19 protein-coding genes are annotated in these 23,407 nt (G+C 61.9%); 14 read left to right on the forward strand and 5 right to left on the reverse strand.

Going from position 1 to position 23,407, the window contains the following annotated elements; genetic code table 11:
- The first annotated feature begins 116 nt into the window (after window positions 1-116).
- The 9 genes from flhB to HW452_RS13755 all read left to right on the forward strand — a co-directional run bounded on the left by flhB (window position 117) and on the right by HW452_RS13755 (window position 10,917).
- Window positions 117-1,283: a flagellar biosynthesis protein FlhB gene (flhB, locus tag HW452_RS13715; protein WP_224106681.1), complete on the forward strand. Its 1,167-nt coding sequence runs from the start codon at window positions 117-119 to the stop codon at window positions 1,281-1,283.
- A complete protein-coding gene (flhA, locus tag HW452_RS13720) occupies window positions 1,280-3,361 on the forward strand; it encodes a flagellar biosynthesis protein FlhA (protein WP_224106682.1) in 2,082 nt (693 codons plus the stop codon). The genes flhB and flhA overlap by 4 nt, the downstream gene beginning before the upstream one ends.
- A gap of 48 nt (window positions 3,362-3,409) precedes the next feature.
- The gene (flhF, locus tag HW452_RS13725; protein ID WP_224106683.1) at window positions 3,410-5,575 is read left to right on the forward strand and encodes a flagellar biosynthesis protein FlhF; all 2,166 of its coding nucleotides are present in this window, start codon (window positions 3,410-3,412) and stop codon (window positions 5,573-5,575) included.
- Window positions 5,572-6,165, forward strand: coding sequence for a hypothetical protein (locus HW452_RS13730; RefSeq protein ID WP_224106684.1), 594 nt, complete (start codon window positions 5,572-5,574; stop codon window positions 6,163-6,165). The genes flhF and HW452_RS13730 overlap by 4 nt, the downstream gene beginning before the upstream one ends.
- A 108-nt stretch (window positions 6,166-6,273) precedes the next feature.
- The gene (locus tag HW452_RS13735; RefSeq protein WP_224106685.1) at window positions 6,274-6,636 is read left to right on the forward strand and encodes a flagellar protein FlhE; all 363 of its coding nucleotides are present in this window, start codon (window positions 6,274-6,276) and stop codon (window positions 6,634-6,636) included.
- A gap of 30 nt (window positions 6,637-6,666) precedes the next feature.
- Complete coding sequence (locus HW452_RS13740) at window positions 6,667-7,368, forward strand: RNA polymerase sigma factor FliA (protein ID WP_224106686.1); 702 nt, start codon at window positions 6,667-6,669, stop codon at window positions 7,366-7,368.
- 40 nt (window positions 7,369-7,408) lie between these two features.
- Complete coding sequence (locus tag HW452_RS13745) at window positions 7,409-8,227, forward strand: motility protein A (protein ID WP_224106687.1); 819 nt, start codon at window positions 7,409-7,411, stop codon at window positions 8,225-8,227.
- Window positions 8,228-8,230: 3 nt separating this feature from the next.
- The gene (locus HW452_RS13750; RefSeq protein ID WP_224106688.1) at window positions 8,231-8,908 is read left to right on the forward strand and encodes an OmpA/MotB family protein; all 678 of its coding nucleotides are present in this window, start codon (window positions 8,231-8,233) and stop codon (window positions 8,906-8,908) included.
- An 11-nt stretch (window positions 8,909-8,919) separates the two neighbouring features.
- Window positions 8,920-10,917, forward strand: a complete 1,998-nt coding sequence (locus HW452_RS13755) for a sensor domain-containing diguanylate cyclase (protein ID WP_224106689.1) — start codon at window positions 8,920-8,922, stop codon at window positions 10,915-10,917.
- Window positions 10,918-10,932: 15 nt separating this feature from the next.
- On the opposite strand, the gene HW452_RS13760 is transcribed toward HW452_RS13755, so the two are convergent.
- The 3 genes from HW452_RS13760 to uvrA form a co-directional block, all read right to left on the reverse strand.
- On the reverse strand, window positions 10,933-11,472 hold the full coding sequence (locus HW452_RS13760) for a hypothetical protein (RefSeq protein WP_224106690.1): 540 nt from the start codon (window positions 11,470-11,472) through the stop codon (window positions 10,933-10,935).
- A gap of 128 nt (window positions 11,473-11,600) precedes the next feature.
- Complete coding sequence (locus HW452_RS13765; RefSeq protein WP_224106691.1) at window positions 11,601-12,344, reverse strand: Crp/Fnr family transcriptional regulator; 744 nt, start codon at window positions 12,342-12,344, stop codon at window positions 11,601-11,603.
- 174 nt (window positions 12,345-12,518) lie between these two features.
- Window positions 12,519-15,362: an excinuclease ABC subunit UvrA gene (gene uvrA, locus HW452_RS13770; protein WP_224106692.1), complete on the reverse strand. Its 2,844-nt coding sequence runs from the start codon at window positions 15,360-15,362 to the stop codon at window positions 12,519-12,521.
- Window positions 15,363-15,533: 171 nt separating this feature from the next.
- Between uvrA and HW452_RS13775 the strand changes: the two genes are divergently transcribed.
- From HW452_RS13775 to HW452_RS13790, 4 genes are all read left to right on the forward strand, one after another.
- Window positions 15,534-16,910, forward strand: a complete 1,377-nt coding sequence (locus HW452_RS13775; protein ID WP_224106737.1) for an MFS transporter — start codon at window positions 15,534-15,536, stop codon at window positions 16,908-16,910.
- A 95-nt stretch (window positions 16,911-17,005) separates the two neighbouring features.
- The gene (ssb, locus tag HW452_RS13780) at window positions 17,006-17,656 is read left to right on the forward strand and encodes a single-stranded DNA-binding protein (RefSeq protein WP_317986357.1); all 651 of its coding nucleotides are present in this window, start codon (window positions 17,006-17,008) and stop codon (window positions 17,654-17,656) included.
- A gap of 90 nt (window positions 17,657-17,746) precedes the next feature.
- Window positions 17,747-18,637: a sugar nucleotide-binding protein gene (locus HW452_RS13785; RefSeq protein ID WP_224106694.1), complete on the forward strand. Its 891-nt coding sequence runs from the start codon at window positions 17,747-17,749 to the stop codon at window positions 18,635-18,637.
- On the forward strand, window positions 18,634-19,371 hold the full coding sequence (locus HW452_RS13790; protein WP_224106695.1) for a lysophospholipid acyltransferase family protein: 738 nt from the start codon (window positions 18,634-18,636) through the stop codon (window positions 19,369-19,371). Before HW452_RS13785 ends, HW452_RS13790 begins: the two co-directional genes overlap by 4 nt.
- 71 nt (window positions 19,372-19,442) lie before the next feature.
- Here the strand turns inward: HW452_RS13790 and fabB are convergent, their stop codons facing one another.
- Together fabB and fabA are read right to left on the reverse strand one after the other, a co-directional pair.
- Window positions 19,443-20,660 carry a beta-ketoacyl-ACP synthase I gene (fabB, locus tag HW452_RS13795; RefSeq protein ID WP_224106696.1) on the reverse strand — a complete coding sequence of 406 codons (1,218 nt, stop codon included), beginning with the start codon at window positions 20,658-20,660 and terminating at the stop codon, window positions 19,443-19,445.
- A gap of 12 nt (window positions 20,661-20,672) precedes the next feature.
- Complete coding sequence (gene fabA / locus HW452_RS13800) at window positions 20,673-21,188, reverse strand: 3-hydroxyacyl-[acyl-carrier-protein] dehydratase FabA (RefSeq protein ID WP_224106697.1); 516 nt, start codon at window positions 21,186-21,188, stop codon at window positions 20,673-20,675.
- Between the two features lie 369 nt (window positions 21,189-21,557).
- Here fabA and HW452_RS13805 point away from each other — a divergent pair, with 369 nt between their 5' ends.
- Entirely contained in the window at window positions 21,558-23,396 is a 1,839-nt protein-coding gene (locus HW452_RS13805; protein WP_224106698.1) for a putative bifunctional diguanylate cyclase/phosphodiesterase, read from the forward strand.
- Window positions 23,397-23,407 lie beyond the last annotated feature (11 nt).

A 23,407-nucleotide genomic window follows, 5' to 3' on the forward strand; every position in this document is an offset into this window, starting at 1 on the left:
GCGGCGTTATTGAGACTTTGTAATCCACTGCCTCTGGCAGAATATGCGCTTTGTTCAGCCGTCCCCTGGGGCGGCTGAATTCATGGTGAGCCGCGCATGGCGGGCCAGGTGGCAGCATGGCAGATAACGATAGCGACCAGGAAAAGACCGAAGAGGCCACGCCCCGACGTAGAGAAAAAGCTCGCGAAGAGGGCCAGGTTCCCCGTTCCCGTGAGCTTACTACCTTCTTGCTGCTGCTGGGCGGCGTCATCGGGCTCTGGAGCATGGGCATGATGCTCTATGACCAGCTTGGCATCGTCATGGAGCAGGCGTTTCTGTTCGAGCGCCGCCAGGCCATGGAAGAGATCCCCATGCTGGTCAACGCGCTGGATCTGGGGCAGCGAACCCTGATTGCCCTGACACCGCTGTTTCTGCTGCTCATGGTGATCGCGCTGGTATCGCCGGCGCTGCTGGGCGGCTGGATCGTGTCGGCCAAGTCCATGCAGCCCAAGTTCTCCAAGCTCAACCCGGTGGCGGGCGTCAAGCGCATCTTCTCCACCCAGGCGTTGATCGAGCTTGCCAAGGCGATTGCCAAGTCGGTACTCATAGGCAGTGTGGTCTCGGCGTTTTTGTACTTCAATGTCGGCAAGTTTCTGTCCTTGATGGATCAGCCTGTTCAGCAGGCCCTGGCCAGCGCGCTTAACATGGCCGCCCAGGCCGCCGCGCTGATGGTATTTTCGCTGATTGTCGTGATTCTCATGGACGTGCCCTTTCAGCTGTGGAGCAACGCCAAGAAGCTTCGCATGAGCAAGGAAGAGGTCAAGCGCGAGCACAAGGAGTCCGAGGGCGATCCCCACGTCAAGGGAAGGATTCGTCAGCAGCAGCAGGCGATGGCGCGGGGCAGAATGATGAGCAAGGTGCCCCAGGCCGACGTTATCATTACCAACCCGACCCACTATGCCGTGGCCCTGATGTATCAGGAGGGCAGCATGGGCGCGCCGCGCCTGGTGGCCAAAGGGGCGGACGCCGTGGCGGCGCGCATCCGCGAGCTGGGTCATGAATCCGGCATTCCGCGCCTGGAGGCGCCGCCGCTGGCGCGCGCGCTGTACCACCACGTGGATCTGGATGCCGAGGTGCCGGCCGAGCTTTATACCGCCGTGGCTGAGGTCATGGCCTGGGCTTATCGCCTGAAGCACGTTGCACAACAAGGAGGCGAGGTGCCCCCAACCCCCGATAACCTGCCGGTACCCCCGGAAATGCAAACCCCTGGCCCCAAGGCCCGTGGTGACGAGGCGCAGTCATGAAAGGTTTGAGCCAACTGGTCAGTCAGCGCGATTGGATGGGCGATGTGCGCATGAAGCTGCTCGCCGGGCCGCTGCTGATCCTGATGATTCTGGGCATGATGATTCTGCCCCTGCCGCCGTTCGCGCTGGATCTGCTGTTTACCTTCAATATCGCGCTGGCCATCATGGTGCTGCTGGTCAGCATGTTTGCCGAAAAACCGCTTGATTTTGCCGCGTTCCCGGCGGTATTGCTGTTTACCACGCTGCTGCGTCTATCGCTCAACGTTGCCTCGACCCGAGTGGTGCTGATGGAAGGCCATCAGGGCGGCGCATCGGCCGGCAAGGTCATCGAAGCGTTCGGCACCTTTCTGGTGGGCGGTAATTTTGCCGTGGGCCTGGTGGTGTTTCTCATTCTGGTCATCATCAACTTCATGGTCATCACCAAGGGCGCAGGACGGATTGCCGAGGTCGGCGCGCGCTTCATGCTCGATGCCATGCCCGGAAAGCAGATGGCGATCGATGCCGACCTGAATGCCGGCCTGATCGGTGAAGAGGACGCCAAGAAGCGTCGAGCCGAAGTAGCCCAGGAAGCCGACTTCTATGGGTCGATGGACGGGGCCAGCAAGTTCGTGCGCGGCGACGCCATGGCAGGGCTGGTCATCATGGTGGTCAATGTCATCGGCGGGCTCTTGATCGGCATGCTGCAGCACGACATGAGCTTTGCTGATGCAGGCCGTACCTATACGCTGCTGACCATCGGCGATGGCCTGGTGGCCCAGATTCCGGCACTGGTGATCTCCACCGCCGCTGGCGTGACGGTATCCCGAGTCAACACCGAGCAGGACGTCGGCCAGCAGATGATCAGCCAGTTGTTCGTCAATCCCCAGGTGATGATCCTGGCAGCCATGGTCATGGGGCTGCTGGGCATGGTGCCGGGGATGCCGAACCTGGTGTTCTTGATCTTCACCGCCCTGCTCAGCGGGCTGGCCTGGTTCCTGATTCGCCAAAAGCAGAGAACCCTGGTACACGAGGAGATTTCCGCCGCGCCCCCGGTCACGCAGGAGACACCCGAGGCCAGTTGGGAGGATGTGCAGCTGGTGGATACGCTGGGCCTGGAAGTCGGTCACCGCCTGATTCCGCTGGTGGATGCGCGCCAGAAGGGCGAGTTGCTGGGACGTATCAAGAGCGTACGCAAGAAATTTGCCCAGGAAGTCGGCTTTCTGCCCCCGGTGGTGCATATCCGCGACAATCTGGAGCTATCGCCCAATACCTATGTGCTTTCGCTGAAAGGCGCAGAAATCGGCCGTGCCGAGGCACAGCCGGGCAAGTGGCTGGCGATCGATCCAGGCCAGGTGTCCGGCGAGCTTCAAGGGACCACCACCCAGGATCCCGCCTTTGGCCTGCCGGCAGTGTGGATCGATACCAATCAGCGCGAGCATGCCCAGGTCTATGGCTATACCGTCGTGGATGCCAGTACCGTGATCGCCACGCACCTGAATCATCTGCTGCATCGTCATTCGCCGGAAATGCTGGGGCGTCAGGAAGTCCAGAAACTGCTCGACAAGCTGGGCGAAGATCAGAAGTCGCTGGTCGAGGAAGTGGTGCCCAAGGCCATCTCGCTCACCGTCTTGCAGCGTATCTTGCAGAATCTGCTGGAAGAGGATGTCTCGATTCGTGACATGCGCTCCATTCTGGATACCCTGGCTGAGTATGCCGGTCAGCAGAAAGATCCGGGCGAACTCACGGCCCTGGTGCGTATCGGCCTGGGCCGTGCCATCACCCAGCAGTGGTTTGCCGGCCAGGAAGTGCTCAACGTGATGGGGCTCGATGCCCAGCTCGAGCAGGTGCTGATTCAGGCGATGAACGGCAACGGAGCGATGGAACCCGGCCTGGCAGATACCCTGATGACCCAGGCGCACCAGGCGCTGGAGCGTCACGAGGCGAGCGGTGAAGCGCCGGTGCTGGTGGTCCAGCACTCGCTGCGTGGCGTGCTCGCACGCTTTCTGCGCCGCCGGATGCGCCATCTGGTGGTGATGTCCCAGGCGGAGATTCCGGATGACCGAACGCTGCGCGTCACGACACTGGTCGGGGGCCGCTAGGCATGGCGGCAATGTGCAGCGATCCTTTCGACACACAAAAGGTAAGTCATGAGCGTTAGGCGTTTTATTGGAGCAAACAGTCGTGATGTCATGCGCCAGGTCCGCGAGACCCTGGGCGATGATGCCCTGATTCTGGCCAATCGACGCACTGATGACGGCGTGGAAATACTGGCCATGGCCGATGATGCGGTCGACTCCACCGAGCCCGCAGCCATGCCACCGATGGATGCGGCCAAGCCGGTCAATGCGCCAGACCCCCTGCAGGCGATGAGTGAGCGGCTGCTGCAGGAGATGCAGGATATGCGCGCGCTGCTGACCCGCCAGCAGACAGCGCCCCCTGCCGAGCCCGCTCCGGTCGCCGCCAGCACCCAGGCGCAGCTCAGTGAGCTGCTTGCCCGGGTGGGCTTCAGCGCCGAGCTTGGCGACGAAGTGCTTGCGGGACTACCCGAATCGCTCAAGGCGCTGGGCCCGCACAGCGATGCGCCGCTGGTCTGGCTGCGCCAGCAGCTTGCCGACCGGCTGCGCGTACTCGATGACGAAGCCAGCTTCTTCGATCAGACCGGCATCGTTGCGCTGGTGGGGCCCACCGGCGTCGGCAAGACCACGACCACCGCCAAGCTCGCTGCTCGCTTTGTCATGCGCCATGGCACCCGCCCGGTGGCGCTGGTGACGACCGACAGTTTCCGTATCGGCGCCCACGAGCAGCTGCGCATTTACGCGCGGCTGCTCGATACGCCCATGTACGCGCTCGATGCCGAACAGCCGGTAGACGACCTGCTCAACCGGCTGCAGGGCAAGCAGTGGGTCATGATCGATACGGTGGGAATGAGTCAGCGCGACCAGCGCGTGATCGAACAGATCGCCCACCTTCAGGGCGGGCACTCCCGCGTTCGTCTGGTACTGCTGCTGAATGCCGCCAGCCAGCCGGAAACCCTGGAGGAAGTCGTGCTGCGCTATCGGCAGGCCGCTCGGGCGGCAGGCGCCGAGCTTGACGACTGCATCATTACCAAGCAGGACGAGGCAGGCCGCCTGGCCCCCGTGCTGGATATCGTCATCCGCCACGGCATGCGTGTACTGTTCAGCTCGCATGGCCAGCAGGTGCCCGAAGACATGAGCGTGGCCTCTCCCAAGGCATTGATCCAGCAGGCGCTTGACACCCAGGCGCCGGTCAGTGCGCGTACAGGGCTTGCCGCCCCGCTTGGCATGCCGCGCTGGTCGCGGGACGTACTGGGCCAGGGGCGGCGTCTGTCATCGCTGCTGGCCCGGCTGCGCCAGCGCATGACCGGCTTTGGAGCGCTCGAGGCAGTGTGGGATATCAGTGCACTGCCCGGCAGCCTGCAGGACAGCCAGCTGGATGCGCTGCTGGCAACTTCCCTGCCCACGCCGGTCATGATGTGGGCGGCGCGGCGCAACGAACGCGGCTGCGACTGGGCCCTGCCGGACCTGGGTATCGATGAGCGAGGCGCCTGGCTTGCATTGCCTGCGTTGCAGCACCGCCAGCCCGCCGGCTGGCAGGCCCGGCTGGAAGCGTGTTGTGAACGCTCGGCAGCGCGTACGCATCTGCTGCCCGTGCTGCCCGCGGTCGAAACCCGGCAGTGGCTGAATGAGCGAGGGTTGACCTGGGTCAGCCAGGTCCCCCCTACTCAGCGGGTATCCTCTCACGGCGAACGCTCCACGCTGCGCGCGCTGTTCAATGAGAGCACACCTGGCCATCGCGTCGATGTTCGCTTTCGCGGCCAGGCCATGCAGCTATGGAGCGCTTACGCCGAAGTACATGGCGACACTGGCGATGCCCTGATCGCCTGGTATGGCGAGATTCGCGACCCGGAAAGTGCCAAGGTGGTGACCCGGCGCTACTGGCTTACGCCCGCGCGCCTGGGTGGTGACATGCTGCCGCACTTGGTTACCCAGCTGCAAGGCGAAGGGCTTGCGGCGTTGACCAAACGCGCCTGGCAGCAGCTCAAGGATGCCGATAGTGGCGACGTGAGCGGTGAGGTGCGTCTGTTGATGGCCAGCGGCGTGGCGGCGGTCGTCAGCCATCTGGATAACGCCGGCGATGAAGCCGCGCTCGCCCTGCGTACCGATCTGTTGAACCTCTTGGGTACGCGCCGCAAACGCCGCGATACGGCCATGCTGGATGCGCTGGTCCACGCCTTCATGGCGCGCGACGCTATCCGGCAGTTGGGCAGTGTCAGCCGTGAGGTGAGCGTATGAGCCAAGACCAGGCGGCGGGGCTTCGTCAATGGGCGGATGCCCAGCGCAGGCAGCAGTCGCAAGGCACCGAGGAGCTTGCCGAGGAACCCCTTGACCCCATGATCCCTGTCCCTGGCAGCCAGGAAGCGTCTGCGAGTGAACTATTGCTCGACGTATCCAGCGGCCCTCGGTTCGCAGCCCCCCAGGCCGTCACACCGCCTGTACCGCTGAAACCGCTATGGGTAATCGGCCCGGCAGGGCGGGAGGCGCTTACCCACGAGCGGGTAAGGCAGCGCCTGGAGCAGTGGTCGGCGCTGGGACGTGACTGGGCAGCCAGCCCCGAGGCGTGGGATATTCATGTCGTCAAACCGGATGCCCCGGAGCTTGCCCGATTGGCAGCCCAGCACGCCCGCTGGGCGCTGTGGATCAGCAGTGATGCCGATGCCTTTGTGAAGGTGTACCGCGCCTTGCGCCTGGCGCGTGAGCACGGCGGTCCGCAACGTCTGCTGGCGCTCCACGAGCCACATGTAAGGCGTCAAGGACTGTTGAACAATCTGCGTGCTGCCGCCGCCGGCTACCTTGCCACCGATCTTCTCTTGTTGGCACGTTGAATGCGGGGTATATCAGCGGCTTGGGCAGCGCCGTTTTGTCGGAACCGTTATCTTGAGGATGTATCAAGCATGCTAAGCTGGACATTAAGGGTAATGAGTTGCTGCTGGTTGGTTGCATTCATCGGCGCAGCCCAGGCAGCAGGCAGCTGGAGTGCTCAGGTGCCGGGCATGATGGTCGCCATGAGTGACCGGGAAAGCGTCAGCCAGCCGGCCACGCCGCCTGCCGAGGCGTCTATCGGCGGCGGCGTCATCGACCGGGTACACTGGCGTCTGGATGTGCCGCCCGGAGAGGGGGTCAACGCCTGGCTGTGCCATCCCCAGCAGTGCGTTGCGCTTTCCGGCATGCGCGGAACCGTTACTGCGCTTGCGGGCAGGCAAGCGGATGCGCCGCTGCGCTTTCGCTTTGCGCTACGCCCGGGCCAGCGTCCAGTACGCGTGCAAGGGCTGCAAGTCATTGTGAACTACCAGTGAAAGTCGTTTGTATAGCCGCGAGGCCATGAGATGTACACAGCACAAGGCAGGATTCAACAGCGTGAGCTACTGACGCAGTACATGCCCCTGGTGAGACGTCATGCCTTAACGCTGCAGGTCAGGCTACCGGCAAGCATTGAGCTTGACGATCTCGTTCAGGCCGGTACGGTCGGGCTCCTGGAAGCGCTGAGCCGTTTCGATGCAACCCAGGGCGCCAGTTTTGCGACCTTTGCCAGCCAGCGTATCCGAGGCGCGATGCTCGACGAGCTGCGTACCCGGGACTGGCTGCCACGCAGCGTTCGGCGAGCTGCAAGGGCGGTGGACGATACCATCCGCCGGCTCGAGCAGCAGTTGGGGCGTCCGCCCGAAGAGGGCGAAATCGCCCGTGATCTCGATATGCCGCTTGACGAGTATCAGCAGCTTCTCAACGATACCAACAGCGGCCAGCTGCTGCCCTTTGAAGAGCTGGTGGCCGATGGTAGCGAGCCGGCAAGTTTCGATGCCGGTAATCTGCCGTTCGACCAGCTGCTGGGTGATCAGCAGCGTGAGACATTGGTCGCGGCGATCGACGCCTTGCCGGAGCGCGAAAAGCTGTTGATGGCGCTTTACTACCAGGAAGAGCTGAACCTGAAGGAGGTGGGCGCCGTGCTCGGCGTTACCGAATCGCGGGTTTCCCAGCTGCATAGCCAGGCCATCAGCCGTTTGCGGGCTCGTCTCAACGATGCCGGCTGAACCGCTACTTTCACCCACCCCAATCGGCTAGGAGCCGTTGATGAACCCGTCTACGTTGATAGGTATATTCGCCAGCATTCTGTTACTGATAAGCGTGCTGTTCTTTACCGCCGAGTCCCCGGAAAGCTTCATTAACCTGCCGGGTCTGGCGATCGTCGTGACCGGCACGCTGGCGGCCACCTTCATCAGCTACCCTCTCAAGGAAGTGCTGCGCGTCGTACGTCTGGTCGGTCTGGTCTTCCGGCGTGAAAATACCTACGCCCGCGACGATATCAACGAGCTGGTCGCCATGTCGCGGCTGTGGTTCAAGGGTGATGTGCGCGCTGTGGAAAAAGCACTCGAGCATACACGCAACCCCTTCCTGCGCACCGGCATTCAACTGGTGATAGCCAATACCAAGGAAGATGAGATCTTCGACATGCTGCGCTGGCGAATCGCCCGCTTGAAGGCGCGTGAGCACGCCGAGGCGCAGATATTCCGCACCATGGCGACGTACGCCCCCGCCTTTGGCATGATTGGCACACTGGTTGGACTGGTCAACATGCTCGAAGTCATGGACGCCGGTGACCTGGAAGTGATCGGTCCGCGCATGGCGGTGGCGCTACTCACCACGTTCTACGGTATCTTGCTGGCCAACCTGGTGTTCAAGCCGATTGCCGTAAAGCTTGAACGACGGACCGAAGAGCGCCTGATTACCATGAACATGGTGCTGGAAGGCATCTCGCTGATTACCAAGCGCCGGCTGCCGTCCTTTATCGAAGAGACGCTCAACTCCTTCATTGCCAACTACAACGATGAGATTCGTGATCCCAGCATAAAACCCCGGCCCGCCCCCGATAACGCTTCGGCCAAGGGCTGACCGATGCTTGATCGCGATACGCGCCATACGCTGGAGTTGCCCGGCGGGCAGGGTGACAACGACGAGAGCTGGTTGACCAGCTATCTGGACGTACTGACCCTGCTGATCACGCTGTTTGTGCTGCTGTTGGCGCTGACGCCCGCCGGCGAGCAGGCGGTGCGAGAGGGGGCCGACTCGTCAGGGATGCAAGGGGGGCTGCCGGCACCCGCCACGCAGGCCAGCGGCATATTGCCGCGCCACAGTGGGGTGCAGCCGAACATGGCCGCGCTGGATATACCGGGCGTCAGCGTCTCTCAGGGGCGAGAGGGGGTGACGCTGCGCATCGACGATAGTCTTTTATTCCCGAGCGGTGAGGCGGTGCTAACCGCTCAAGGCCAAGATGTGGTAGAAAGCCTGATTGACGTACTGGCGACCTTCGATGGGCAGATTTCCGTTGAAGGGCATACAGACGACATCCCGATCGCCACGCCCCGCTTTCCTTCCAACTGGGAGCTATCTGCCGGGCGCGCTATCGCCGTGATGCGTCACCTCGAGCGTCAGGGAGTCGCCATTTCTCGCATGCGGGCTGTTGGTTACGCCGACACCCAACCCATGGAAAGTAACGCAACGCCGGCCGGACGAGCCGCTAACCGGCGCGTTGAGCTGTTGCTGCGTCAACAGCCTGAGGGTGAAAATGACTAAAGGCCGGGTTTGTGTCTCAACACCACCCTCTATTGCAATCGTTCGGTGTCTTGCTGGTACTGGATGCCGATAGCCGCCGTATTCAGGCGGCCAGCACCAATCTCGACAGGCTGGTTGGCCATGATGCCTCCTCGTCCCCGTTAACGCCTGAGCAACTGCTCGGCAAACGTCTGGTTCAACAAGTGCGGCGCGAGCTGCAGGGCCAGGCGCGGCTGGCAGCACCACTGGTCTTCAGGCGAGGGGCGAACACCTCGCGCTTTCAGCTGCGCGCCTTTAGAAGTGGCGAGCAGGTCATCATGGAGATCGAACCGTTCCAGGTGAGCGGGCAGCATCGCCTGCTGGGCGCCTTGCAGGAACATCTTTCACGTCTGGCGGAGATGACGCATCAAGAAGAGGTGCTCGCTTTTCTCGTCACCACCGTTCGCAAGCTGACCGGCTTTGCACATGTAGGGGTCTGCCAGTTCGATCCGGATTGGCACGGGCATATCGTGGCTGAAGCCAAGGCGGACGACGAGTTCTCCGTCGTGGGCCAGCGTCTGGCGGCCTGCAATTTTTCCGCCGCGCTGCGGCGTGCCTACGTGCGCCATCCCGTGCGTTACATTCAAGATGCCCAGGCCCCCCTGGAGCGACTGATGCCCGACCTTCCGGTTGACCTGTGCGCCAGTGTCCTGCGCGCCCCTACGCCCGAGCGCCAGCGTTATCTGGAGCGGTTGGGCGTACGCGGTATGCTCAACGTCTCCATGGTCTGCGAAGCCGGGCTGTGGGGCGTGATGTTCTGTCACGCGACCGCCGCGCACGAGGTGGCGGCTTCGGTGCGCGATGCGGTGCACATTCTGGTACAGGTCGCCACCAAGCGGCTTTCCCTGCTGCGCGCCCGACATGAAGCGCGTTATCTGAAACGCGTCCAGGATAGTCTGGGGTCAGTCGTCAGCGCGACGCACGGGCCGCGCAGCCCCGAGCAGCTTCTGCATGACAAGGCCCCCATCTGGATGGATCTGTTTCGCGCCCGTGGCGTGGCCTTGTGGCTTGGTGGCGTGGTCTACCAGGCAGGCCGGGCACCGACGCCAGAGGTCATCCGTCAGTTCGTCATGCGCTTGCACAAGGCCCACCCCCATAACGGTCCCTGGTGTACGCGCAACACGGCCAGGCACCCGTTGACCAGCTCGCTTGCCATGTCAGAGCAGGCTGGCGTGCTGGCGGTTCCCCTGCCCATGAATAGTACCCAGCGCGCCTGGCTACTGCTCTTTCGCCCCGCGCAAGACGAGGCGCCCTACTGGTCTATGCGCCCCGTCAAGGCAGCCATGCCTTCGTTGAGCGTCATGCTGGGGAGATCTCGCTACGAGAAGGTGGTGGGCTGTAGCGAAGCATGGCAGCGCGTCGAGCGGCTGGCGGCGATGAACCTGGGCAACGACCTGACCCTGGCCATTTCGAGCTACGAGATCAGCATGCTCAATATGCATCTTGAGCGTGAGCGCAAGGCGCTGGCCGCCGCCAATCAACGCCTCGAGCAGCTGGCGCATTTCGACCCGCTGACGCAGATATGGAATCGCTATCGTATCGAGCAGGCCATCGATAACGAGCTGGTCGCCGCCAAGCGATACGGCGCCGAATTTGCACTACTCATGTTCGATGTCGACCATTTCAAGGCGATCAATGATACCTACGGCCACAGTCTGGGAGATGAGGTGCTGGTAGCGCTGGCCCGGCAGGTGGAGGGCTCGCTGCGTGGCTGCGACTATTTCGGTCGCTGGGGCGGCGAGGAGTTCGTGATATTGGCCTCCCATTCCGATATTCAGGCGGCAGCCGGCCTGGCCGAACGACTGCGCGAGCTGTTGATGACGCTTCGCCTGCCAGGGCTCGAGCAACCGGTAACGGTGAGTATCGGCGTGGTGGCCTGGCAGGCTGAAGACAGCTGCAAGACGCTCATTGCTCGCGCCGATGCGGCCATGTACCAGGCCAAGCGCAAGGGACGAAACCGGGTCGAAGTGGCCGCTGGCGAAGTGGCCTGACCGGTGGCGAAAGAGCTAGGCCGCTTCGCATAGTGTCTGCATGCGTGCAATGGCTTCATCGGCTCCTTCGAGCCCGAACGTCATGTACCAGGGCGGCCGTTCGCCCTGATCAAAGCCCAGGAAAAGCTGCTGCCCCTCTTGCATCTGATGAATCAACGCTGGCATGTCGGCCAGGTAAAAGTGCACGTAGAACCCGTCATCACCGCGTTCGGTGATGAATTCCGCCATGCTGTCCATCACCGGCTGCTCGTCGATACGCAGGCGGACGGGCACCAGATTCACCGTACGGCTGCTTGCCTGCTGCTCCTCGAGGGTTACGCGAACTTCAAGCCACGGTAAATCGCACACCCCCTGCGTAGCGTTCAGGCTCAGCGTGGCATCGGAGTAGCTCTGGGTTTCGACGGCGCGAAAGTGGTGCTCGCGCCCCAGGCTCAGGATCAGCGATTGCCACTGGCCGTGGGTTTCGGCTTCCTGGGTGTTGAAGGTGACGCCGGATGCCACGGGCGCGCCCACTAAAAGCGCACTGCTCGCCAAGGCTGTTAAGAGTGGTTTCATGATCAGTACAGTCAGTTGGGTCGGAATGCACAGATTACAGGGCGCAACGACGCGGCAAAAGCGCCGGGCGATGTTCAGCCCCCGCTGAATCAACCAACAGGGGCATCGAGGGGGCGTTGGCCAGCCGATCAGGCGGATACGTCGAACAGGGGGCGAACGCTATCGCTCAGGTAGCAGGCGTCGAACTCACCGGCTTCGGCAAGCGCCTTCAGGTCGGGGATGGTAACGCTGTGCCGGTCACGAAATACCAGCCCTTCTTCGCTGAGCAGGCTGAAGGTGCGGCTGACATGCACCGGGCTCAGCCCCAGGATGTCCGCCAGCTGCTCTTGTGAGAGCGGAAGGCGAAACTTGCCATCAAGGTTGCTGTTCGTCTGGCTCAGGCGCGCATACATTTCATACAGGAAGTGCGCGGTCTTCTGGCGCGCGCTGCGCCTTGCCAGGGTGACCAGCCGCTCGGTAATCAGCGCCTGATGGCGGCTACTGATGGCAAAGATCACCGAAGTCAGGGTCAGCGACTGGCGAAAAAGCTCCAGAAGGCGCTTGTGAGGAAAGTGGCAGATCACGCCGTCGGTGATCATGCGGACATTCTCCAGGCGTTCGGCAAAGGCGAACTCACGCAGCCCGATGATGTCGCCGGGCAGGAAGACTTCCAGAATCTGCCGGTCGCCGTTTTCGAGGTGCCGATAGGAGTAGGCCCAGCCGCTTTTCAAGGTGCAGAACTCATTGGCTGGCTCGCCCATTCCCCACAGCAAAGAACCGCTCTTTATATCGGTAGGAGATTCTTCCAGGGTAAGCAGGAGTTCTTTTTCTTCTTTGCTCAACGAACAGTAGTGATTGAAATGGTGAAGGATGCAGCTCTGGTCGGGGCTCACAGTGGTTTCTCCATGAGTATTGCCTTACACATATCACGTCTTTCGGCTAATTACGACAAGCAATTCAATCGCATACGGCGTTGCCTAGCTACGCTGATAAAGAAGTTGGAACGGCCGGATTATTGCACAGTTTTATAAGCAGGGTAGGCAAATAGCCTACCCTGTTATCATAAGTTATGAAGATGCGCGATTGCCGCGCTCAAGCAGGGGAGAAAGGAAGCGGCCGGTGTGGGAAATACGCTGTTGGGCGATGTGTTCCGGGGTTCCTTCGGCGATGATCTGCCCGCCGCCGGAGCCGCCTTCGGGGCCGAGATCGACGATCCAGTCGGCGGTCTTGATCACATCCAGGTTGTGTTCGATCACCACGATGGTGTTGCCGTGATCACGCAGGCGGTGGAGTACCCCAAGCAGCTGGCGAATATCCTCGAAGTGCAGGCCGGTGGTGGGCTCATCCAGGATATACAGCGTCTTGCCGGTGTCGCGCTTGGCAAGCTCGCGAGCAAGCTTGACCCGCTGGGCTTCGCCGCCTGAAAGCGTCGTGGCGCTCTGCCCCAGGCGAATATAGGACAGCCCTACGTCCATCAGGGTCTGCAGGCGCCGGGCAATGGCCGGTACCGGGCTGAAGAACTCGAGCGCATCCTCGACCGTCATCTCCAGCACTTCGTGGATGGTCTTGCCCTTGTAGTGAATGTCCAGGGTCTCACGGTTGTAGCGCTTGCCCTTGCAGACGTCGCAGGGCACGTAGATATCCGGCAGAAAGTACATTTCAACCTTGATCATGCCCTCGCCCTGGCACGCCTCGCAGCGCCCACCCTTGACGTTGAAGCTGAAGCGTCCCGGCTTGTAGCCTCGTGAACGCGCCTCCTGGGTGCCGGCGAACAGCTCGCGAATGGGCGTGAAGATGCCGGTATAGGTGGCCGGGTTGGAGCGCGGTGTCCGCCCGATCGGGCTCTGGTCGATATCGATTACCTTGTCGAGCTGGTCGAGCCCTTCGATCTTCTCGTAGGGCGCGGCGGTCAGGGTGGTGGCGCGGTTGAGCTCCCGAGCGGCAATCGGCATCAAGGTGCCGTTGATCAGGGTCGACTTGCCCGAGCCCGATACCCCGGTGATCGCAATGAACAGCCCCAGCGGCAGGCTGAGCGTCACGTTTTGCAGGTTGTTGCCGGTGGCCCCGCGCACTACCAGCTGCTTCTCCGGATTGCCGGGGATCCGGTAGGGCGGCACGCTGATCTCGCGGGTGCCGGTGAGGTACTGGCCGGTCAGCGAGTCGGGATTATCCATGACCTCCTGCGGCGTGCCCTGGGCGACGATCTCACCGCCGTGAACGCCGGCGCCGGGGCCAATGTCCAGTACGTGGTCGGCGGCGCGGATGGCGTCTTCATCGTGCTCCACCACGATCACCGTGTTGCCCAGGTCACGCAGGCGCTCCAGGGTCTTCAGCAGCCGGTCGTTGTCGCGCTGGTGCAGGCCGATCGAGGGCTCGTCAAGAATGTACATGACCCCGACCAGGCCCGCGCCGATCTGGCTTGCCAGGCGAATTCGCTGGGCTTCACCGCCGGAGAGCGTATCGGCGCTGCGCTCGAGGTTCAGGTAGTCGAGCCCGACGTTGACCAGAAACTCCAGACGAGCGTGGATCTCGTTGACGATCTTGTCGGCAATCTCGCCCTTGCGGCCCGGCAGGCGCAGCTCGGCAAAGTAGCGCTGGGCTTCGCCAATCGGCGTGCGCACCACGTCGGCAATCGTACGGTCATCCACGAATACATGACGCGACTCCTTGCGCAGACGCGTGCCATGGCAGGTGGCGCAGGGCTGCATGGCGATATATTTCGCCAGGTCGTCACGCACCATGCTGGATTCGGTTTCGCGGTAGCGGCGCTGCATGTTGGGCAGCACGCCCTCGAAGACATGCTCGCGGGTGACCTTGCGGCCCCGGTCGCCCACGTAGGCAAACGGAATCTTTTCGCTGCCGCTGCCGTTGAGAATGATCTTCTGCTCGTGGCGGGGCAGCTCGTTCCAGGGTGTTTCAAGCTCGAAACCGTAGTGCTTGGCCAGCGCCTGCAGCTGGGTGAAGTAGTAGATGTTGCGCCGGTCCCAGCCCTTGATCACGCCTTCTGCCAGCGAAAGCTCCGGGTGGCTGATCAGCTTTTCCGGATCGAAATACTGCTGTATGCCCAGACCGTCGCAGGTCGGGCAGGCGCCGGCCGGGTTGTTGAACGAGAACATGCGCGGCTCGAGCTCGGACAGGGAATAGCCACACACCGGGCAGGCAAAGCGCGACGAGAACGCCATGCCGTCCTGCTCGCCGTCCATGAAATGGATCATGGCCGTGCCGTCGGCCAGGTTGAGCGCGGTCTCGAAGGACTCGGCCAGACGCTGGGCGATGTCGTCGCGTACCTTGAAACGATCGACCACCACGCTGATGTCGTGCTTCTTGCGCTTGTCCAGTGGCGCAATATCGTCAAGCTCCAGCACCTGACCGTCGATCAGCGCGCGTACAAAGCCCTGGGCACGAAGCTCAGCCAGCAGTTGCAGGTGCTCGCCCTTGCGGCCTTTTACCACTGGCGCCAGCAGCATCAGCTTGGTGCCTTCGGCCAGGTTCATGACTTGATCGACCATCTGGGAGATGGTCTGGGCTTCCAGGTCTTCGCCGTGCTCGGGACAGCGGGGTGTACCCGCTCGGGCGAACAGCAGGCGCAGGTAGTCGTAGATTTCGGTGATGGTGCCCACGGTCGAGCGCGGGTTGTGAGAAGTGGATTTCTGCTCGATGGAAATAGCAGGCGAAAGCCCTTCGATGTGATCCACATCGGGTTTTTCCATCATCGACAGGAACTGGCGCGCATAGGTAGAGAGCGACTCTACATAGCGCCGTTGTCCTTCGGCATAGAGCGTGTCAAACGCCAGCGACGATTTACCCGAACCTGACAGGCCGGTAATCACGATCAGCTTGTCGCGGGGCAGCTCCACATCGATCTGCTTGAGGTTGTGGGTGCGTGCACCCCTGACCAGAATGCTGTCCATCAACACCTCGACTCGCGCGGCAAAAGAGTAATTATACGTTTGCCATCCCCTATCCGGCAAAAACGCTTTGTGACAGCTTAACGCAGGACGGCGTTTCCAGCGTGGTTGCAAACCGCTAGAATGGACGGTTATCCAGGGCCTGTGGCTCTATTCACCATACTCAAGGGCATTATGGGCAAGGTTTCTGCACTGCTACTGGCCAGTGAGCGTCGTGCCATCAGCGGCCTGGCCGGACTGTATGCGTCCCGCATGCTGGGGCTTTTCATGGTACTGCCGGTGCTGGCGCTATATGCCGATGCGCTTGACGGCGCCACACCGCTGCTGGTGGGCATTGCCCTGGGCGTCTACGGGCTTACCCAGGCCACGCTGCAGATTCCCTTTGGCCTGTTATCCGACCGTATTGGTCGCAAGCGGGTGATTGCGCTCGGGCTGATCATCTTTGCCGTGGGCAGCGTGGTGGCGGCCCTTGCCGACTCCATTGGTGGCATCATTGTTGGCCGTGCGCTGCAGGGCGGCGGGGCGGTGGCGGCCGCCATCATGGCGCTGCTGGCCGATCAGACCCGAGAGCAGGTGCGCACGGCAGCCATGGCAACCATCGGGCTATCGATTGGCGTATCGTTTGCCATCGCCATGGTCGTGGGGCCCTGGCTGGCCTCCTGGGCGGGGCTGTCCGGCGTGTTCTGGTTTACTGCACTGCTGACGCTTCTTGGCCTTCTGGTCCTGTGGCGCTGGGTGCCGCCCGCCCCGCGCAGAGTGCATCATCGTGACGTCGGGCTGGATCGCGAGCAGTTCAAGAACGTGATTACGCGGCCGGACCTGTGGCGCCTGGACATATCGATCTTCGCGCTGCATCTGGTGCTCATGGCCATCTTTGTGGCGGTGCCCTTTCGCTTGCAGGAAGCCGGTATCGCGCTGGCTCACCACGGCCTGGCCTACCTTGCGATCATGGGGCTTTCATTTGTCGCCATGGTGCCGCTGATGATCGTGGCCGAGAAAAAGCAGCAGATCAAGGTGGTGTGCCTGCTGGCCATTGGCGCCATCGGGGTGAGTCTTGCCGGGCTGGGTCTGCCATTTTCCGAAGGGCGCTGGCTGTTTGTCGGCCTGTTCGTGTTTTTCACCGGTTTCAATCTTCTGGAGGCCACGCTGCCTTCGATGCTCAGCAAGCTCGCCCCGGCAGGCGCCAAGGGCACCGCCATGGGGGTGTACTCCACCAGCCAGTTCATGGGTGCGTTTCTGGGGGGCACCCTGGGCGGTCTGCTGGCCGATACGTGGGGGCTTGATGCCGTGTTTATCGGCTGTGCGATTCTGGTCCTGCTATGGTGGTTGGCGATGTGGCGGATGCCGTCCCCGCCGCCGCTCTCGAGCGAAGTGGTCGCACTCGATGATACGCCACCTGATATGCTGGATTTACTGCTTGAGCGCCTGGCGGATGTAGTAGGCGTCGAGGATGTGATGGTGGTGCCCGAAGAGCGTCTGGTCTACTTGAAGGTCAATCGTCAGCAGCTTGACCGAGAGGCGCTGACACGGTTGATTCCTCCGAAATCGTGAGGCGGCTGATTGTCAGTCGCCAAGGATAGTGGCATCGGCGATTCGCGTTGCGCGCAGATGTCTACCCATACGTCAGTTAAATGAAGGAGCGCCTTATGGCTCGCGGTATCAATAAAGTGATCTTGATCGGCAATCTGGGGCAGGACCCCGAGGTGCGCTTTACCCCAAGCGGTACGGCGGTTGCCAACCTCAATCTGGCCACTTCCGACACCTGGATGGACCGTCAGAGCGGCCAGCGTCAGGAGCGTACCGAATGGCACCGTGTGGTGCTGTTCAACAAGACGGCTGAAATTGCCCAGCAGTACCTGAAAAAAGGCTCCAAGGTGTATATCGAAGGCCGCCTGCAGACGCGTAAATGGCAGGACCAGAACGGTCAGGATCGCTACAGCACGGAAATCGTTGCCAACGACATGCAGATGCTCGACGGCCGCGGCGGCGACTTCCAGGGCGGTGGCGCACCGCAGAACGGCTACGGCAACGGTGGCGGCTATGCGCAGCAGAATGGCGCACCTCAGGGTAACCACTACGGCGGTCAGGGGTACCAGAATCAAGGTCATCAGAACCAGGGCCATCAGAATCAGGGGGCGCCGCAGCAGGGCAACCCCTCTCAGGGTGGCCAGCCTGCGCCACGTCCCCAGCCAGCACCCCAGCAGGGCGGTGCTCCGCAGCAAGGCCAGCAGAACAACAACTTCGGCGCGCCGGACCCGGGCAGCTTCGACGATTTCGACGACGAGATCCCGTTCTGACGTCGGTCAAGTGCGTAGCGGTGGTGGCCTGCGTTCGGTGGTAAGACACGTTGGCTGGTAAGGGACGTTGGTTGAGGGAGAGGGTCTGTCTTGAAGCTGCTGATACTGGATGCAGGGCACTGCTTGAGCCTGGCGCTGGCGCGAGAAGTTAACCGTCGTACGGATACCGAGCTTGTGATCGAGCAAGGGGTAGTGGTGAGTGCTGCTCAATTGCAGAAGCTTGCGCCGGATGCGGTGATCATACCGCCGCTGGCGCAGCCGCTCGACATGACGCCCGCGGTGGTGGGAGCGCACGCGGACGCGGTGGATGGCTGCCTAGAGGCTTGCCTTGCACAAGGCATTCCGCTGGTGTGGTGCGTCTCGGACCAGCTCTACGAAGAGGGGTTCGACGAGCCCATCGATGAGCATGTAGTGCCTACCCCGCGGGACGAATGTTTGCGTCGGCTGGTCACCATCGGCGACCGGATCCGCGCAGAGTATCACCGCCACCTGATCGTGCGTCTGGGCCCGCTGTTTGCGCTTGAAGGCAGCCACGCCTGGCTTAGCGACATCATCGATACCCTGATGCGCGGGGAAAACGTGCGGGCGGCGGAAGACGTCGTGTTCTGCCCGACCTCGGTCGATGCAGTGGCCATGGCGCTGGTGGGCATGCTTCAGCAGCAGGCGAGCGGCGCCAACGCCTGGGGCGCCTATCATCTGGCGGGCACCGAGCCGGTCAGTGCGTTCACGTTTACCTCCATGGTGCGCACTCAGCTGGCGACCCACCTGGAGGGGCGTGGCGAGCAGGTCGAGCTTGGCGATGTGACCGCGCTGAACCATCATCACGATGCCAAGCTGCGGCGTGTCTTGAACTGCCGCCGCGTGCTGGAGGTGTTTGGCGTGCATCAAAAACCGTGGCGCCTGGAAGTCGGCCGCATGCTGGACGCCTGGTGCCTGACGCGTGATGACCAGCAGGATGCCAGTACAGGAGAGTCCGTTTGATCAATGTGGTTCGCAGCCTGGTATTTTACGCCGGGTATTTCTTCGCCATGCTGATTAGTGGCGTGCTGTTTCTACCCATTGCACCGTTTTTACCCCTGGCCGGCCGCTATCGGCTGCTCAATCTGTATAACCACTTCCTGATGGCCTGGTTCCGGATTGCCTGTGGCGTGCGCTACGATATTCAGGGGCGTGAGCGCATTCCTGAAGGTCCCTGCGTCATTCAGGCCAATCATCAGTGCGAGTGGGAGACGGTATTCTTGCAGGTGATGAAGCCACCGGTATGCACCGTGCTCAAACGTGAGCTGCTGCGTATCCCGATCTTTGGCTGGGGGCTGCGTTTGCTGCGCCCGATCAGCCTGGATCGCTCCAAGCCCGCCCGGGCGCTCAAGCAGGTGTTGAGCCAAGGCGTGGCGCGGCTGGAAACGGGGCTTTCGGTGCTGATCTTTCCCGAAGGCACGCGGGTCGACCCAGGGATGCGCAAGCGCTACAACAAGAGTGGCAGCGTGGTGGCCTGCCGGGCAGGCGTACCCGTGTTGCCGGTGGCGCACAACGCTGGCGAGCGCTGGCCGGGGCGCTACTGGGTGAAGCGGCCAGGCGTGTTGCGGGTACGCATCGGTGAGCCTATCCAGACCCAAGGGCGCACCCCCGACGAGGTGCTTGCCGAGGTAGAGGCCTGGATCGAGGGGCAGTTGCAGGAGATTTCCGAGGTACCCCGCCCACTTGCCCGTCAGTAAGCGAAGGCAGAGCCTTCCCAGCAGCAAGAACGGCGCCTTGAAGGCGCCGTTTTTCATTTCCAGTCAGTGCCTCAGTCAGTAAAGCGCTGGAACACCAGACAGGCGTTGGTGCCGCCGAACCCGAAGCTGTTGGACAGGATGCGCTCGAGCGTCACGCCATCACGCCGTTCGGTGACGATATCGAAGCCATCTGCCTGCTCGTCAAGGTGTTCGACATTGGCGGAGGCGGCCACGAAGTCGTGCTGCATCATCAGCAGCGAGTAGATGGCTTCCTGCACGCCGGTGGCGCCCAGCGAATGGCCGGTGAGGGACTTGGTGGAACTCATCGCCGGCGTCGAGTTGCCAAACACTTCACGCACCGCCTTGAGTTCCGCAACATCGCCTACCGGCGTCGAGGTGCCGTGGGTGTTGATGTAGTCGATGTCGCCTTTTACGGTCGCCATCGCCTGGCGCATGCAGCGCACCGCCCCTTCTCCGGAGGGCGCTACCATGTCGTGGCCATCGGAGGTGGCGCCGTAGCCCACCAGCTCGCCGTAGATCTTGGCGCCACGCGCCTTGGCGTGCTCGAGTTCTTCGAGTACCAGCATGCCGCCGCCGCCGGCGATGACAAAGCCGTCGCGCGCCTGATCGTAAGGCCGCGACGCCTTGTCAGGAGTATCGTTGTACTGGGTGGAGAGCGCGCCCATGGCATCGAACAGACAGGAAAGCGTCCAGTGTTCCTCTTCACCACCGCCGGCAAATACCACGTCCTGCTTGCCCAGCTGAATCTGCTCCATCGCGCTGCCGATACAGTGTGCCGACGTCGCACAGGCAGAGGAGATCGAGTAGTTCACGCCCTTGATCTTGAATGGGGTGGCAAGACAGGCGGACACCGTACTGCCCATGGTGCGGGTAACCCGGTAGGGGCCCACGCGGCGCAGGCCTTTCTCGCGCATGACGTCGGCGGCTTCCACCTGGTTGGCGCTCGATGCACCGCCGGAGCCAGCGATCAGTCCGGTACGCTCGTTGGACACCTGCTCGTCGGAAAGGCCGGCATCTTCGATGGCCTGCGCCATGGAGACATAGGCATAAGCCGCGGCGTCGCCCATGAAGCGACGCAGCTTACGATCAACAAGCGCATCCAGGTCGATGTCGACGCTGCCGGCTACATGGCTGCGGAATCCCCGCTCGGCGTACTCTTCCTTGAAACGAATACCGCTGCGCCCGCTCTTGAGCGCTTCGAGAACCTGTTGCTGGTCATTGCCAAGGCACGACACGATGCCAAGGCCGGTGACTACCACTCGTCGCATGGGAGCCTCCTGTCAGAAATTCGCAGTAGAGGTGAATAGACCAACGCGCAAATCGTTAGCCTGATAAATGTCGCGTCCGTCGACGGATACCGTACCGTCAGCGATACCCAGGATAAGCCGTCGGGTAATGATACGCTTGATATTGATGCGATAAGTCACTTTCTGGGCATCCGGCATGATCTGCCCGCTGAACTTGACTTCGCCACAGCCAAGCGCACGTCCTCGGCCCGGATGGCCAAGCCAGCCCAGATAGAAGCCGACCAGCTGCCACATGGCGTCAAGGCCCAGGCAGCCAGGCATCACCGGGTCACCCGGGAAGTGGCAGTCAAAGAACCACAGGTCCGGAGAGATATCCAGCTCGGCGATCAGTTCGCCCTTGCCATGCTCGCCGCCTTCTTCATGAATGTGCGCAATACGGTCAAGCATCAGCATGTTGGGAGCCGGAAGCTGCGCATTGCCGGGGCCGAATAGCTCGCCGCGCGAGCAGGCCAGCAGTTCTTCGCGATCAAAGGAATGTTGCTTGGTCACTGAATCGTTCCGAGTTTCAAGATGATTGTTGGCCGCGTGCGGCACCAAGAGCCAAGGCATAGCACCTGAGCATAGCACTGGGGTCTCGCGCCTAGGCACGGCCCGCAAGGCCTGGCCTAGTCTACTTCCCGAAACCCGCGAATGCACGCAAGACGCCCTATATCGCTGCCAACGAGCGTTTTTTCATTAAGCAATTGTCGCAGTCGGCCGATATTTTCAAGCATGCTTGAAGGTTGAATTGCCCACTTGAATGACCTATTGGCGTAATATGCGTGTATTCAAGCTTTTGGTAACGCGGCATGATGCGTATGTTGCTCATGGTCGTGCTTATTTTATGCCAGTTTTCAGGAAAGGACGTAGCGAATCGCCATGTGGCTTCCCGTTTCTCTCAATCGCCCGTTGGTTTGGGTAGCGCTCGTCGCGCTGCCTGCTTGTGTATGGCTGCCCGATGCCATGCTGCGTCTGGTGGCGATGAGTTTCGTGGTACTGGGGGGCTGGAATGCCTGGCATCAGGTCAGTCAGCAACGGCTGCGTTATCGTCTGGCCAGGAATGCCATCGACCTGGCCAGTGATGCCGTCGTGGTAAGCGATGCTCACAATCGGATCATGGCCGTCAATCCTGCCTTTACCGATATCACCGGTTACGCCAGCGGCGAAGTGGTAGGCCTGAATCTCGAGGCTCTGGCCGCCCCCCGGCATGACAAGGCCTTCTACCAGACGTTCTGGAGCACGCTGAAGGCAACGGGGCGCTGGGAAGGAGAGATGTGGAACCGGCGCAAGCATGGAGACGAGTATCCCGAATGGCTGAAGGTGCGCGCAGTTACCGATAAGCGGGGCAATATTACCCACTTCATCAGCCTGTTTACCGATATCTCGTCGCAGAAGGCGCGCGAGCATGATCTGCGCCGTATCGGTTATGAAGACCCCTTGACCGGCCTGCCCAACCGCCGTCGGCTTCACGATCTGATGGGATCACGCCTGCGCCACCTGCGTGCCGGAGAAAGCCTGGATATCGCCTTGCTCGATATCGACGGATTGAAATCCGTCAATGACAGCCTGGGGGTCGAGCAGGGCGACCGGCTACTGGCCCGCTTTGCCCAGCGGTTGGCAAGCTATGTTGCGGGCAGTGTCGTGGGGCGGCTTGGGGGGGACGAGTTCATGGTGATTCGTACGACCACCTATGACGACCATGAGGACTGGGTAGCAGGCCTTCGCGAGCACATGAGCCGGCCGTTTGAAATCAGTGATCAGCTTCTGCGCCTGGGCCTCACCATCGGCAGTTGCCGGGCGCCGGAGGATGGCCGTGACTCGGGCGTGCTCTTTCAGCGTCTCGAGTCCGCCCTGTACAGTGCCAAGCGGCTGGGGCGCAACCACAGCCTGCGGTTTCGTCCGGCACTGGACAAGCAGGATAATCCACAGCTGGCCCTGGTCAGCGACCTGCGCGCGGCGTTGATTTCCGGCGACCAGCTCGAGCTGCACTTTCAGACTCAGCACCACCCGGCCAGCGGTGAGCTCGTGGGCATGGAGGCGCTGTTGCGCTGGCGGCATCCCCAGGACGGCATGATTTCTCCAGCGGACTTCATTCCGTTGGCGGAGCGCCACGGCCTTATGGCGGAACTGGGCAGTTGGGTCATTGAAAAAGCCTGCGCGCAGCAGGCTCACTGGCAGCACAGCGGCATGCCCAAGTTGACCATCTGGGTCAATATTTCTGCGCTGCAGCTTTTTCAAGGGGATCTGGAAACTCAGTTGAACGCTTGCTTGAAGCGCTATCAATTAAAACCTTCCCAGATTGGCCTGGAGCTCACCGAATCGGTGCTGATCGACGAGCGGGCCGGCGATATGGGGCCGCGCCTGAAGGCTTTGAAAGAGCAAGGCTATTCGGTCGCCATTGACGATTTTGGCACCGGCTATTCATCACTTGGTTATCTAAAGCGGTTACCCGTGGATAAAATCAAGCTGGATCGTGCCTTCATCCGTGAGCTGCCGGGAAGCCAGGCGGACGCCGCGATCGTCAGGGCCGTGCTGGCCATGGCCAGAGGGATGGGGCTGGAGGTGGTGGCCGAAGGCGTGGAAACCCAGGAGCAGTGCCGGTTTCTGATCGATGCCGGATGCGCCGTCGTCCAGGGGTTCTATTTTTCTCGCCCCTTGCCCGCCGCTGAGCTGGAGCAGCGCTGGGTAGCGCTGCCCGCAGCCGTGGGGGCTATCTAGCTCGGGCACGC

This window comes from Vreelandella aquamarina (assembly GCF_020075495.1).
In the GTDB taxonomy this organism is placed as follows: Bacteria; Pseudomonadota; Gammaproteobacteria; order Pseudomonadales; family Halomonadaceae; genus Vreelandella; species Vreelandella aquamarina_A.

Coding starts and splice junctions, on each gene's coding strand:
- flhB (WP_224106681.1), top strand. CDS start 117: ATGGCAGATAACGATAGCGACCAGGAAAAGACCGAAGAGGCCACGCCC.
- flhA (WP_224106682.1), top strand. CDS start 1,280: ATGAAAGGTTTGAGCCAACTGGTCAGTCAGCGCGATTGGATGGGCGAT.
- flhF (WP_224106683.1), top strand. CDS start 3,410: ATGAGCGTTAGGCGTTTTATTGGAGCAAACAGTCGTGATGTCATGCGC.
- HW452_RS13730 (WP_224106684.1), top strand. CDS start 5,572: ATGAGCCAAGACCAGGCGGCGGGGCTTCGTCAATGGGCGGATGCCCAG.
- HW452_RS13740 (WP_224106686.1), top strand. CDS start 6,667: ATGTACACAGCACAAGGCAGGATTCAACAGCGTGAGCTACTGACGCAG.
- HW452_RS13745 (WP_224106687.1), top strand. CDS start 7,409: ATGAACCCGTCTACGTTGATAGGTATATTCGCCAGCATTCTGTTACTG.
- HW452_RS13750 (WP_224106688.1), top strand. CDS start 8,231: ATGCTTGATCGCGATACGCGCCATACGCTGGAGTTGCCCGGCGGGCAG.
- HW452_RS13760 (WP_224106690.1), bottom strand. CDS start 11,472: ATGAAACCACTCTTAACAGCCTTGGCGAGCAGTGCGCTTTTAGTGGGC.
- uvrA (WP_224106692.1), bottom strand. CDS start 15,362: ATGGACAGCATTCTGGTCAGGGGTGCACGCACCCACAACCTCAAGCAG.
- HW452_RS13775 (WP_224106737.1), top strand. CDS start 15,534: ATGGGCAAGGTTTCTGCACTGCTACTGGCCAGTGAGCGTCGTGCCATC.
- ssb (WP_317986357.1), top strand. CDS start 17,006: ATGGCTCGCGGTATCAATAAAGTGATCTTGATCGGCAATCTGGGGCAG.
- fabB (WP_224106696.1), bottom strand. CDS start 20,660: ATGCGACGAGTGGTAGTCACCGGCCTTGGCATCGTGTCGTGCCTTGGC.
- HW452_RS13805 (WP_224106698.1), top strand. CDS start 21,558: ATGTGGCTTCCCGTTTCTCTCAATCGCCCGTTGGTTTGGGTAGCGCTC.